The organism is Paenalcaligenes hominis, assembly GCF_011927625.1.
Taxonomy (GTDB): domain Bacteria; phylum Pseudomonadota; class Gammaproteobacteria; order Burkholderiales; family Burkholderiaceae_B; genus Paenalcaligenes; species Paenalcaligenes hominis.
Genome location: NZ_JAATIZ010000001.1, coordinates 235,147 through 248,779 on the forward strand (window position 1 = coordinate 235,147; position 13,633 = coordinate 248,779).

General features: G+C 48.8%; 7 protein-coding genes. 4 read left to right on the forward strand and 3 right to left on the reverse strand.

The window, feature by feature from the left end; all coding sequences use genetic code 11:
* Position 1: 1 nt before the first annotated feature.
* A complete protein-coding gene (gene glnE, locus GGR41_RS01170; protein WP_167660278.1) occupies positions 2-2,737 on the reverse strand; it encodes a bifunctional [glutamate--ammonia ligase]-adenylyl-L-tyrosine phosphorylase/[glutamate--ammonia-ligase] adenylyltransferase in 2,736 nt (911 codons plus the stop codon).
* 20 nt (positions 2,738-2,757) lie between these two features.
* Between glnE and GGR41_RS01175 the strand changes: the two genes are divergently transcribed.
* Entirely contained in the window at positions 2,758-6,291 is a 3,534-nt protein-coding gene (locus GGR41_RS01175) for a YhdP family protein (protein ID WP_167660279.1), read from the forward strand.
* Positions 6,292-6,342: 51 nt separating this feature from the next.
* Here the strand turns inward: GGR41_RS01175 and rho are convergent, their stop codons facing one another.
* Together rho and trxA are read right to left on the reverse strand one after the other, a co-directional pair.
* Positions 6,343-7,599 carry a transcription termination factor Rho gene (gene rho / locus GGR41_RS01180; protein WP_167660280.1) on the reverse strand — a complete coding sequence of 419 codons (1,257 nt, stop codon included), beginning with the start codon at positions 7,597-7,599 and terminating at the stop codon, positions 6,343-6,345.
* Between the two features lie 67 nt (positions 7,600-7,666).
* The gene (gene trxA, locus GGR41_RS01185; protein ID WP_077733532.1) at positions 7,667-7,993 is read right to left on the reverse strand and encodes a thioredoxin TrxA; all 327 of its coding nucleotides are present in this window, start codon (positions 7,991-7,993) and stop codon (positions 7,667-7,669) included.
* A 235-nt stretch (positions 7,994-8,228) separates the two neighbouring features.
* Here trxA and GGR41_RS01190 point away from each other — a divergent pair, with 235 nt between their 5' ends.
* The 3 genes from GGR41_RS01190 to GGR41_RS01200 are packed head-to-tail and all read left to right on the forward strand — an operon-like array spanning position 8,229 to position 13,629.
* Entirely contained in the window at positions 8,229-10,190 is a 1,962-nt protein-coding gene (locus GGR41_RS01190; protein ID WP_373868043.1) for a DNA topoisomerase IV subunit B, read from the forward strand.
* A gap of 57 nt (positions 10,191-10,247) precedes the next feature.
* Positions 10,248-12,587, forward strand: coding sequence for a DNA topoisomerase IV subunit A (gene parC / locus GGR41_RS01195; RefSeq protein ID WP_373868044.1), 2,340 nt, complete (start codon positions 10,248-10,250; stop codon positions 12,585-12,587).
* A gap of 4 nt (positions 12,588-12,591) precedes the next feature.
* Positions 12,592-13,629 carry a CDP-6-deoxy-delta-3,4-glucoseen reductase gene (locus tag GGR41_RS01200; RefSeq protein WP_167660282.1) on the forward strand — a complete coding sequence of 346 codons (1,038 nt, stop codon included), beginning with the start codon at positions 12,592-12,594 and terminating at the stop codon, positions 13,627-13,629.
* The last annotated feature ends 4 nt before the right edge of the window (positions 13,630-13,633 follow it).

The following is a 13,633-nucleotide window of genomic DNA, read 5'->3' on the forward strand; positions in this document are numbered from 1 at the left end:
ATTAATCCATGACGGTTTGCCATAACGCACAAACGGCGTCACGTTCTTTCTGGACTTGAGCTTGAGGTAAGCGAGCTACCGTTGCCCCTTGAAGACGTAAGTTATGTTGGTAGCGCCTGAAAGTTCGGTACGCCTGAATGGCGGGCTCGGTCAGAGCAGTAGGGATCAAACCGTAATCGGCGGCAATGCCCAACAGAGCAATATTGCCTAAATTATTTAATAGAGCGGGATGGTGATGAGCATAACACAACACTAAATACTGTGTGATGAACTCGATATCCACCATACCGCCTTGGTCGTGCTTTATATCGAATAAACCGCTAGGATTGGGATGCGCTTGAGCAATCTTGGCACGCATATCAATCACTTGATGTTTAAATTGTAATGGATCGCGTTCACGCAGCAAAATGGCTTGTCGTACTTTTTCAAAACGAGCACCAATATTTGGGTCGCCAGCCACAAAGCGTGCCCGCGTAATGGCTTGGTGTTCCCATGACCACGCCTGTTGACTTTGGTATTTTTCAAAGCCATCAATAGACACAGCAATTAGTCCGGCATCACCATCAGGACGCAGCCGCATATCGACTTCATATAAGCGCCCCGATGAGGTAAGCGTAGTGAGCCAAGACACCATGCGTCGGCCTAAACGTACGTAGGTTTCTACCGCATCTTGATCAGGGTCGTCATAAAGAAACACTAAGTCCAAGTCGGACGCATAACCCAGCTCTTTGCCTCCTAGTTTGCCATACGCCACCACCGCAAAGTGAGGTTGGTCGGTATAAGAGCTGGTGTTTCGAGGCTGGGCTAAAGGCCAAGTGCGATAGATGGTCTCGGCCAAAAGCATATCAGCAAGGGCTGACAGTTGATCGGCTAAGCGTTCAACTGTCAGCAGCCCCGCTAAGTCCTGAGCTAAAAGCTGAAAGCTAACTTGGTGTTGTAGATCACGCATCAAATTCATTTGGCGTTCCACATCGGCCTGACCGTTAGGGAGCACACAAGCGTCTAACTCTAAGCGCAACTGTTCGCCAAGGCTCAGAAAATCGGGGCTTTCTAATAAGTGTTTCCATTCAATTAAGCTGTCCAGTACCAATGGGTATTGACTAAGGTAATGCGCTGCCCATGGACTGGCACCCGCCATGGCGGTTAGGCGGTGAATGGTTTCAGGATACTCCAATAAAAGCGCCAAGTACGAGCTGCGGTTAGAGATGTGCTCCAAAATACCATGAACACGTTTATTGGTTTCGATAGGGTCCTCGGTTTGCGAGGCGGCAGCACGCACTAGGGGAAGCAGTTGTTGTAAGCGACTTAAACTAAAGGAAGGTAGACGTTGAATGCGATGGCTTTGTAATAAACGTTGGCTTTCAATTTCTAGCAAATGCGGGTCTGTCTCCGCACAGGGGGCGGGCAAATCTAATTGGGTGTTAGGTGTTACGGATCGGCTCACGCTTTTTTTATCTACGCCTGCAATTCTAAAGGCATCGTGAAAGCTTTGTTGTACAAAGGATCGATGCTGATGCAGCTCTGCGTTAAATCGAGCTGTATCCATGCCTAAGCTATCTGCAAGCAGGGCTATTTGCTCTGGGTCAGTCGGTAATAAGTGAGTTTGCTGATCCTCGCGGTACTGTAAAAAGTGTTCGGTACGCCGTAAAAACTCATAAGCATTTAAAAGTGGTTGGGCGAGTTCTGCGTCCATCACATCGGCTTGCACTTGGGCGTGGACGGCAGCGTGTAAGTTTTGCTGTTGCAGTGAAGGCCAGCGCCCCCCTCGAATCAGTTGGTTGAGCTGCACCACGAATTCAATTTCACGAATGCCGCCGTCGCCCAATTTAATGTTATGCGTACTTTCTAGACTGTCTTTGGCAACGACTTTACGTTCCCAATCTTGCCGAATGCGCTCTCGTAACTCGCGTAAAGCGGCTAGCGCATCAAAGTCAAAATACTTTCTATAAACAAACGGGACGCGAAGCTGTTCTAAGCGTTGAGCAGCGAGCACAGGGCGGCTTCCTGCAAAGGCTTGGACAGGCAGTACTCGTGCTTTAATCCATGCATAGCGTTCCCATTCACGCCCTTGGTACATAAAATAGTGCTCAAGCGCGTTAAGGCTCCACGCTAATGCGCCGGCATCGCCATCTGGGCGTAGGCGTACATCTGTCCTAAATACGTGGCCTGCAGCGGTGGTTTGGGAAAGCAATGGCAACATGCGTTGCGTCAGACGGCCAAAATACTCGTGATGGCTACGCGGTCGTGGCCCATCGGTGTCTCCATCTTCGGCGTATAAAGTAATGATATCAATATCAGAAGAGACATTTAACTCGGACCCACCCCATTTGCCCATAGCCACAATCAGCATTTCTAGAGGAGCCCCTGTTTTAGCGTCACGTGGAATACCATGTGCTCGACTGAGCTCGTGGCTTACACATTGATAAGCTTTACTCACACTCAAGTCAGCTAAAAAACTCATGGCGGTGCCAACTTCGGCTAAACTAGCTTTTGCCTGCAGGTCTCTTTGCATTAGGGTAAAAAAGACATAGCGTCGCAGTATGCGTAAGTGTTGTTTAAGCTGTTCTGGGTCGCTAGGATTACCCGAAGCGGTCTGGAGCACATCAAACCAATCTGAAATCCGCTCAGGATTAATAGGATGCGTACTATGCTCTTCAAGCCACTCAGCCAGTTCAGGGGTGGCATTCAATTGACGTCGCAGAGCACCAGACCAGTTTAATGTGCGTGTTAAATTCATAACTAAATCAAAGAAAGAAAATGGGGCCTTTGTTACGCTGGACAGGGCGGGGACTACTTGCTATTTATGTCGTTTTCTTAATTGTAGTGCTTGGCTTGCGGTATTGGCTAATCCCTACTATCGATCAGTGGCGTGTGCCCATTGCTCAGACCCTTAGCGCTGTCACTCAAAGCGAAATACGTATTGGCTCGATTCAAGCACAATGGCAGGGCTTATACCCAGAAATCCATGTGGAACACATCACTTTAGGGGATCCCGCCTCGCCCCAATCCCTTGTCATACCGCGCCTCAGCGCACGGTTGAAGCTCAGTAGCCTTTGGCACGCCCAAGCCCATTTTTCCTATTTGCGTATTGATGGGCTCGAGCTGAACCTACAACGTGATGCACAAAATCAGTGGCGCATTGCGGGGCAGCCAGGGTCAGCAGGGGGTGAAGCGTCCTCGTCAACCGGATTTTGGCATTGGTTAACTCAGCAAGATCACATTGAGCTACAACAAGCCACTATTCACTGGGAAGACCTACAACGTGGTGCCGATCCCATTCAACTTTCGCAGGTCCAGGGTGTTTTACAGCAACGCGATGGGGTCTTGCACTATGCACTCACGGCTACGCCACCCCAAGACTTAGGTCAACAGATTCAATTGAAAGGGGCTTTAGAGCGAGATGCCTTAATAACACAAAAAATCAGTGGTGATGCCTATATCCATATTGCTAACCTGAGCGCACACGCTTGGCACCAATGGGTAGATTTACCCACCGGCCTAGATCAGGCTCAGGTAGACAGCCAGATTTGGCTACAGATTGAGCAAAGTCAGGTTGAGGAAGTGACCGTAGATGTGCGTTTACAAGAGCCTAAATGGCGCACTCAAGAGCTAGGAACGTTATCGGCACAGCAGGTACGCGTGTTTGCTCAAGGGCCTTGGAGCAGCTTTAACCATTTTATCCAAGAACGAGCCCTCTACGAGCGCTTACAAGAGGATGCTTTTACGCTAGAGCTTTATGCGACCGAAGCAAAGTGGCAACACAGTCCTTTTTTTGCACAAGCATGGCAGTTTGATCAAGTCAGCCTCGCTGCGTCGCGTTCGGCTCAGACCCCCGATTCACAGATTGATCTCAGCCGATTTTTTATACGTAATGCGGACGTTCAGTTAGATTTGGCTGGTTCATGGACACCGCAAGGCACCGACTGGCGTCAAAGTCGGCTTGATCTAACGGCTCGTGCACAACGTATTCAATTAAATCGTTTGTATACGTATTTCCCCACCCCCCTTATCCCCCAAACAGTAGTAGATTGGCTACAGCATGGCTTGCCTGCTGGTCAAGCCTCGGAGGCGGTGTTGCGCTGGCAAGGGCGTCTAGACCAGTATCCATATAAAGATCCTGCCCAAGGGCTTTTTTATGTGGGAGCAGCCATCGAGGATGCCACAGTGGATTATTACCCGGCACAAGGCGCAGAAAAAGGCTGGCCCAAGGTGGAAAAGGTAGCAGGGGCATTGAGTATTGTGGGAAACCAGTTGCGTTTACAGAGCGCAACAGGAAACATAAAACCGAATGGTAAAGACGTAGTGTTGGCTCCTGCTATTAACGTGGCAATTGATGATTTCGCTGCGGATGAGCCTTATTTAACAGTGGCGGCAGAAACACACGGGCCAGCTCAAGCCTATTTAGGTTTAATGACCCACAGCGATTTAGGCGCTTTGCTTGATGGTACGTTTGACCAAGCCAGCGCGACGGGGGATTGGATCGTTCCTTTTGCCTTAAAAGTCAATCTAGAACAGGGCGAGCAAACCGAAGTCCAAGGGCATATCCAGTTTAATCAGAATACGCTGCAGCTTTGGCCCCAACTGCCTCCGCTGTCACAGATTCAAGGGCAGTTGCTTTTCTCAGAAAAAAGCGCAGAGGCACAGCTAAAAGCGCAATGGTTAGGGGGGCCTGTTCAGTTCAGCCAGTCCATAGGGACAGCCAATCATGCTTTACAGCTTGAAGGGCAGCTTAAAATGGATGCGCTCGCCACATTCTATGATCTCAAACCGTTAACCCTCTATGCACAGGGCACAGCCCCTTATCAGGCTCAAATCGGTTTTGATGAAAAAAATCAATTTGCGATTCATGTTCAAAGTCCACTTAAAGGCTTGGCGCTGCACTTACCTGCTCCCTTACAAAAGCGAGCCGAGCAGACGTGGCCGTTGCAGCTTAGTTGGAATGCTGGGCAGGAAAATAATGCATTACGCGTTCAGCTAGGGTCTGAGTTGCAAGGGTATTTGCAGCAAAATACGCAGCGCTCCGCTCAATTTGAGTCGGGTTATCTGACGTGGAAGCGCCCTCAGCCTACCTCCACTCGGCCCGGCTTTTGGGTTGATGTGGAGGAAAGTCAATTGGATCTGGACGCTTGGCAAGGCGTTATCAAGACCTTGACTCAGGCGTTGGCCTCGGATGCGGCGTCTAGTCACCTACAACTGAATAGCGTGCGTATCAAGGCGGATCAAGCGGTGGTGTTTGATGGGCAAATTAATCAGCTCACCTACACGTCACAGCAGGTTCAGCCTCATCATTGGCGCATGGACATTAGTTCTGAGCAGGTCGCTGGAACGATGCAATGGCAAGAGCAAGCACATGGCGCTATCCAAGGGACGGTTCATGCTGATTTTCAACGAATTCACTGGCAGCCCGTGCCAGCTGATAGCGTTGCAGAATCCAAAGAAAATCATTTAGAACCCGTATTAGACTGGCCCAGTTTGGATCTTAAAGTCAGCGATTTCAGGTATGGCCCTTGGCGTTTAGGTCAGGCGGAACTCCAGGGTCGACGTAGCACTCATGGCACCTCATGGTGGCAAATTCCTCATCTACAGCTCACCACGCCGTATGGTCAGCTTCAAGGAAAAGGGGGGTGGCAGCTCGGTGGCCCAGCGCGCGGTTTGCAACTAGAAACCACATTAAGCAGCCCCACACTGGGCGCACTATTGGATTATGTCGGTTTTGAGGATGTGATGGCAGAGGGCCAAGGACATATTGCAACGCAGCTCAATTGGCAACATTTTCCTTGGCAAACCTCGTTGCAGTCACTCCAAGGCACGATGGAGCTTTCGCTGCAACGTGGGCGATTGCATCAATTACACTCACACACGGGTAAATGGCTTGAGTTTTTATCCTTGCAGTCCATTTCACGCCTAACCACTTTGGGTACAGATCTACGTGGACTATTGCAAAACGGTTTTCCGTTCGACGACATACAGGGAAAAATTCGTTTAGAGAACGCAATGGCTCGCACTCATGATTTTAAAGTGCTTGGCCCTGTCGGTGCTGTAGTCATAGAGGGCAAAGCCGACTTAGAGGCCGAGCAGGTGGATATGTATGCGCTGGTGGTACCGCGTATGGAAATGAGTGGGGCGGCGTTGGCAGCAGGGCTGGCATTGAACCCCGTGGTAGGGGTCAGTGCGTTTTTAACCCAGTGGTTATTAAAAGATCCATTAGCTAAAGCCATGACCATGCGCTATCACTTAACGGGCCCTTGGGACCACATAGAAACCAAAGCGGCACCTTTAAAAGGCCCATAAAAAAACACTCTAAGGCGTAACCATTAGAGTGTTTTGCCATACCGTCGGTACTTATTTTTTCATCATGTCAAAGAACTCGGCGTTGTTCTTGGTGGCTTTGACTTTATCTAAAATAAAGTCCATGGCCTCGACTTCGTCCATGTCATGAATAAACTTGCGTAATACCCAAACCTTTTGCAGTAGGTCTGGCTTAATAAGCAGCTCTTCACGTCGTGTACCGGTTTTGTTGAGATTAATAGCAGGGTAAATGCGTTTCTCAGCCAAGCGACGCTCAAGGTGGATTTCAGAGTTACCCGTTCCTTTGAACTCTTCGTAGATCACTTCGTCCATACGGCTGCCTGTTTCGATCAGAGCAGTACCAATGATGGTTAAAGAGCCACCTTCTTCTAAGTTCCTGGCTGCACCAAAAAAGCGTTTAGGGCGTTGTAATGCGTTGGCATCGACACCGCCAGTCAAGACTTTGCCCGAGGCGGGGACGACTGTATTGTAAGCACGTGCTAGACGAGTAATAGAGTCTAAAAGAATCACCACATCTTTTTTAAGCTCGACTAAACGTTTGGCTTTTTCAATCACCATTTCAGCCACTTGAACGTGACGGGTAGCTGGCTCATCAAACGTAGAGGCTACGACTTCGCCGCGTACGGTACGCTGCATTTCTGTGACCTCTTCGGGGCGCTCGTCAACCAAAAGCACGATGAGAGTCGAGTCGGGGTAATTGGTCGTAATGGCGTGCGCCATGTGCTGCATTATCACGGTTTTACCCGACTTGGGGCTGGCCACGATCAGTGCGCGTTGGCCTTTACCAATAGGGGCAAAGATATCCAGAATGCGACCAGTGATGTTTTCTTCACTTTTAATGTCGCGCTCTAGGCGCATGGGTTGATTAGGGTGAAGCGGGGTGAGGTTTTCAAACATAATACGATGTTTGATGACCTCGGGCTGCATACCATTTACTTTGTCTACTTTCACTAGAGCAAAGTAACGTTCCCCATCTTTAGGAGTGCGAACCTCGCCCTCGATGGAATCCCCTGTATGCAAATTAAAACGACGAATTTGTGAGGGTGAAATATAGATGTCGTCAGTACTAGCTAGATAGGAGGTCTCGGGAGAGCGTAAAAAACCAAACCCATCAGGTAAGACTTCGAGTACGCCGTCTCCGAAGATTTGTTCGCCTTGTTTAGCGCGCTTTTTCATAATGGCAAACATGAGTTCTTGTTTGCGCATACGGTTAGCATTATCTATTTCTAGGCTGGCAGCCATTTCTAGCAGCTGCGAAACGTGCAGCGCTTTGAGTTCGTTGAGGTGCATGAGAAGAAAAGAAGGGAATCAGCCAATGGCGGCGAGCCAAGGACATGGCTCGCGCAGAGATTGTTGTTTATAAGGAATTGTCGAGAAATTCTTGGAGCTGTGTTTTAGTAATAGCACCGACTTTGGTTTCAGTAGGTTGGCCATTTTTAAACAGCATTAATGTAGGAATACCACGGATGCCAAACTTTGAGGCGGTTTCGGGATTGTCATCTACGTTTAATTTAGCAATAGTAACACGACCTGCGTATTGTTCAGCAACTTCATCCAAAATAGGTGCAATCGCTTTACATGGACCACACCAAGCTGCCCAGTAATCGACGAGTACAGGTTGGTCGGCGTTAAGTACGTCTTCAGAAAAAGACGCATCGGATACATTTTTAATGAATTGGCTCATGGCTAAAATGTCTGAGTATAAAGGTGATCGAATAAATACACTATACGAGATCGCATGCAGCAAGCACAATGTATGCGCAAGACATTTTTGTCTGTGTTGTGCTTTTTCTACAGGCTGTGAGCTGTGGGCATAGCCTTATTTCAAAAAAATCAAGCAATTCAGTTGCTAGATTTATTTGGGGTTTGCACCCATAGTTCGTAAAATAGATTTTTTACCGATTGATAGAGATTAGAGAGTGTCTAAGTCCAATTACGATGAATCATCAATTCGGGTGTTGAAAGGCTTAGAGCCAGTGCGTCAACGTCCGGGCATGTACACCCGTACCGATAACCCTTTACATATTATACAAGAGGTTATTGATAATGCGGCAGATGAAGCCCTAGCCGGACATGCAAAACATATTACGTTGACCTTACATAAAGATCAAAGCATCTCCGTCGAGGATGACGGGCGAGGTATTCCGGTGGGCCTACACCCCGAAGAAAAAGCCCCAGTGGTAGAGCTAGTCTTTACTCGGCTTCATGCCGGAGGAAAGTTTGATAAAAAAGATGGAGGCGCTTATGCCTTTTCAGGTGGTCTACATGGCGTAGGTGTTTCAGTCACTAATGCGCTATCTACGCGCCTAGAGGTGCAGGTGTGGCGTCAGGGCGAAATTCATCAAATTGATTTTGCTGATGGAAATGTGCTCAAGGCTTTGTATATAGCGGGTTCAGCACCAAAAAGGAAAACAGGAACACGAGTACGTGCTTGGCCTGACCCAACGTATTTTGATTCCGCTCAGATTCCTTTAGCTGAGCTTAAGCACGTATTACGTAGCAAAGCGGTGTTATTAAGTGGAACGACGGTTACCTTAATTAATGAAAAAACTAACGAGCAGCTCCAGTGGTGTTACGAGAATGGCCTAGCCGGTTACCTCCAAGAGGCGCTGGCTGATCAAGAGCTTTATCTGCCGTTATTTCAAGGTGCGCAGTTTGCCCTCGAGGACGACGAGAATTACGCCCTAGGCGAAGGAGCAGAATGGGTCGTAGCGTGGACACTTGAGGGCAATGTCATGCGCGAATCCTTTGTGAATTTAATTGCGACTCCTGCGGGAGGGACGCACGAAGCCGGGTTGCGCGATGGGCTTTACCAAGCCGTTAAAAACTTTGCCGAGCTCCATAGCTTATTACCAAAAGGGTTACGTCTATTGCCCGAGGACGTGTTTGCTCGTGTTAGTTTTGTGCTTTCCGCAAAAATATTAGACCCACAGTTCCAAGGTCAAATCAAAGAACGATTAAACAGTCGCGATGCGGTGCGCATGATCAGTACCTTTGTACGTAATGCGCTAGAGCTACGCTTGAACTCCGAGGTAGACGAAGGCAAAAAGCTTGCCGAGCTTGTAATTCGTCATGCTCAAGCCCGTGTGCGTTCTACCCAGCGTATAGAAAAGCGTAAAAGCTCAGGCGTTGCGGTGTTGCCGGGCAAGCTAACGGATTGTGAATCCCACGATGTAAACCGCAATGAGTTGTTTTTGGTTGAGGGAGACTCCGCAGGTGGGTCTGCCAAAATGGGACGAGATAAATCATTTCAGGCCATTTTACCGCTGCGAGGCAAGGTTTTAAACTCATGGGAAGTCGATCGTGATCGCTTATTTGCGAACCAAGAAATTCACGATATTTCCGTTGCCATCGGGGTAGATCCGCATACTGCCAAGGAAACGCCCGATCTAAGCCAACTGCGTTATGGCAAGATCTGCATTTTATCTGATGCGGATGTGGACGGTTCGCATATTCAAGTTTTGCTTTTGACTTTGTTTTTCCGCCACTTTCCCGCATTGATCCAAGCAGGCCATATTTATATTGCTCGGCCTCCCTTATTCCGTCTTGATGTGCCTGCCGTAGCAAAGCGCCCGGCACGCAAGATATATTGCTTAGATCAAGCCGAATTAGACGCTGCGATGGATAAGCTACGCAAGGAAAAAGTACGAGAAGATTCATGGTCCATCAGCCGATTTAAAGGCTTAGGTGAAATGAGTGCAGAACAGCTGTGGGACACCACGATGAATCCAGATACTCGCCGTCTCTTGCCCGTGGCGTATGGGGCCCAAGGCCTTGCTGGCACCACCGACATGTTTGATATGCTCATGGCACGAGGCGAAGCGGCACAGCGCCGTACTTGGCTAGAAGCCAAAGGTAACTTAGCGGATGTGGACATTTAAATGCGCTACAACGCAGCAATACCTTCTAGAAACTAAAGACTAAACAGGATAAGTATGATGCAATCCGATTTGTTTGCGTCTGGTGCAAATGAACCCTCTGCTCAGGCAGAATCATTGCAAAATGATGAAATCACTCTAGCGCAATATGCCGAACAAGCGTATTTGGACTATGCCGTTTCAGTAGTAAAAGGGCGTGCGCTGCCCGATGTGTCTGATGGCCAAAAGCCCGTACAGCGTCGTATTTTGTATGCGATGAATGCAATGGGATTACGCTCAGGGGCCAAACCCGTGAAGTCAGCCCGTGTGGTCGGAGACGTATTAGGTAAATACCATCCCCATGGTGACCAAGCCGCTTACGATGCGATGGTACGAATGGCGCAAGACTTCGTGTTGCGCTATCCCCTCATCGAAGGCCAGGGCAACTTTGGCTCGCGCGATGGTGATAATGCCGCCGCGATGCGCTACACCGAAGCGCGCCTTACTCCTTTTGCTAATTTGTTGCTAGAGGAATTAAGCGAAGGTACCGTGGATTTCGAGCCCAATTACGATGGCTCTCAAAAAGAGCCTGTGCTGTTACCTGCCCGCTTGCCTATTGTTCTGTTAAACGGGGCGTCAGGGATTGCGGTGGGGATGGCAACTGAAATTCCACCACACAATTTGACTGAAGTAGCCCAGGCTTGTATTCAACTGCTTGAAAAGCCTGACTTAGATGATGAGACGTTTTATCAGCTCATACCCGGGCCTGATTTTCCTGGTGGTGGCCAAATTATTACCTCTCCCTCAGACATCACTCAGGTTTACAAACAAGGTCGTGGTTCGATTAAAGTCCGCGCGCGTTGGGAAATTGAAGAGCTAGCACGCGGTCAGTGGCAATTAGTTGTTAATGAGCTGCCTCCCGGGGCTTCAAGTCAAAAAATCTTAGAGGAAATCGAAGAGAAAACAAATCCTCGAATTCGCGCAGGACGCAAAGCGCTCACCCCAGAGCAGCAGCAGACTCGAGCATTGCTTTTAGGTTTATTGGATACGGTGCGCGACGAATCAGGTAAAGACGCTCCGGTACGCTTAGTCTTTGAGCCTAAGTCCAGTCGTATTGATAGAGACGAATTTATTACCACCTTGTTGGCGCAAACCAGCATGGAGGGAAATGTCAGTATTAACCTGGTCAGCATTGGCATTGATGGCAGACCAGGCCAACGTACGCTCAGGCAAATGCTAGAGGAGTGGCTACAGTTTAGGGCGGATACCGTACGTAAACGCACTCAGTTCCGTCTCGACAAAGTCACGGATCGCATTCATATCCTTGAAGGGCGCATGATTGTGTATTTGGATGTAGACGCTGTCATCCGTACGATTCGTGATGCCGACGAGCCAAAAGATGCACTCATCAAGCGCTTTTCTTTAAGTGAGCGTCAAGCCGAAGACATTCTGGAAATGAGGTTAAGGCAGCTCGCTCGACTAGAAGGTTTTAAAATCGAGCAAGAGTTAGCTAAGCAGCGTAAAGAGCAGGCAGCATTGCAAAAGTTGTTAAAGAGTAAAACCGCATTCAAACGATTACTCATTAAAGAAATCAACCAAGATGCGGAAAACTTTTCTGATGCGCGTCGTACTCTCATCCAAGAAGCAGAACGTGCAGTATTAGAAACTCGTGTGGTGGATGAGCCCATTACCGTTATCATGTCGCAACAAGGGTGGCTGCGACGTCGTCAAGGCCACGGCCATGATGTACAGCAGTTCAGCTTTAAAAGTGGGGATGCCTACTACGATGCACGCGAAGCCCGTAGCACCGACGAGTTAATTGCACTAGGGACTGATGGTCGCACCTACACGGTACAGATAGGCGATTTGCCTTCAGCACGGGGCGATGGTCAACCCATCACCGCGCTGGCCGAGGTTAACAGTGCCGCCCCAATCTGTCATATGATGGTGGGCTCAGCACAACAAAAGATTCTACTGGGTGCAGAAAGTGGGTATGGGTTTCTCAGTCACCTTAGTGACATGAGTACGCGTCAGAAAGCGGGTAAACAGTTTGTCTCTGTCGCCGCAAACGATACACTTTTGCGTCCTGTATATGTGCAGCCAGACCATGTCTTGTTGGCACTTCTCACTGCGAAATCGCGGTTTTTAGTGATTTCACTTGATGAATTAAGAACCCTAAGCGGTGGGGGGCGAGGCACAAAGCTAATTGATTTAGACGAGGATGACCACGTGGTTGCCTGGGCCACGGGGCCTGAAAATGGTTTTGTAATTTCAGGTATATACCGTCGCCGAGCGACAGATTGGCTCATTCAAGGCACTACGCTGGAGTCCTATTTAGGTAAACGCGCTCGTAAAGGTAAAAGCCTTGAGCGCAAAATCATAGAAATGGTGTTAACCCCTTTTTCTGCAGTTACGGAATAATAAAATGAGTTTTAAAGTGATTGTCGAGCCAGCCGGCTATTCATTCGAGGTTCAGCCTGGGCAAAGCGTATTAGATGCGGCCTTAGAAGCCGATGTGATGCTGCCTTACAGTTGCCGAGGCGGCGGTTGCTCAACCTGTAAAGGTAAGGTGCTAGAGGGCGAGTTCGAAGCCGGTGAAGCGCCTCAGCATATCTTAGAGCAAGACGAGCTTGACCAAGGCTTTACGCTCATGTGTCAGGCCCATCCCAAAACTGACATGCGTATTGAGTCGCCCCAAGCACGTTTAACCACAGACATTCAAATTCGCAAAATGCCAGCTCGTGTTCTAGAGATGGAAAAGCTTACCGATGACGTGATGCGCCTTGTGGTTCAGTTACCTCCTGGCCAACCCTTAATGTATTATGCTGGGCAATATATAGAATTTATCTTGCGTGATAACCGTCGTCGCAGCTATTCAATGGCTAACCCTCCTCAACAAAACAATCAGATCGAGCTGCATGTACGTCATATGCCAGGTGGTGCTTTTACTGATTATGTCTTTGGTGCGTCCGAGCCTGCAATGAAAGAACGTGCTATGTTGCGTACCGAAGCGCCATATGGCTCATTTTTCTTACGAGAGGAAAGTGATAAGCCGCTGGTCTTTGTCGCCAGTGGCACAGGCTTTGCTCCCATTAAAGCCATTGTAGAGCACATGCAAAACCAAGGCATTCAGCGCGAGGTGCGTTTTTATTGGGGTGGCCGTCGACCTAAAGACATTTATATGATGGATTTAGCGCAACAATGGGCTCAAACTATTCCTAACTTCACCTTTGTTCCTGTTGTTTCCGATGCGCTGGCTGAAGACCAATGGAGTGGACGCACCGGTTTTGTGCATCATGCTGTTATGCAAGACTTACCGGATTTATCAGGGTGGGAAGTCTACGCCTGTGGTGCGCCTATAATGGTTGAAAATGCGCAGAAAGACTTCGTCGAGCATTGTGGCTTAGATGCTGCGGTGTTCTATGCTGATGCATTTACCTCCGAAGCCGATTTAGTTGACTAATAGC

Excerpts from the sequence above, each read along its gene's own strand:
- glnE (WP_167660278.1), bottom strand. The coding sequence starts at position 2,737 with ATGAATTTAACACGCACATTAAACTGGTCTGGTGCTCTGCGACGTCAA.
- GGR41_RS01175 (WP_167660279.1), top strand. The coding sequence starts at position 2,758 with ATGGGGCCTTTGTTACGCTGGACAGGGCGGGGACTACTTGCTATTTAT.
- parC (WP_373868044.1), top strand. The coding sequence starts at position 10,248 with ATGCAATCCGATTTGTTTGCGTCTGGTGCAAATGAACCCTCTGCTCAG.
- rho (WP_167660280.1), bottom strand. The coding sequence starts at position 7,599 with ATGCACCTCAACGAACTCAAAGCGCTGCACGTTTCGCAGCTGCTAGAA.
- GGR41_RS01200 (WP_167660282.1), top strand. The coding sequence starts at position 12,592 with ATGAGTTTTAAAGTGATTGTCGAGCCAGCCGGCTATTCATTCGAGGTT.
- trxA (WP_077733532.1), bottom strand. The coding sequence starts at position 7,993 with ATGAGCCAATTCATTAAAAATGTATCCGATGCGTCTTTTTCTGAAGAC.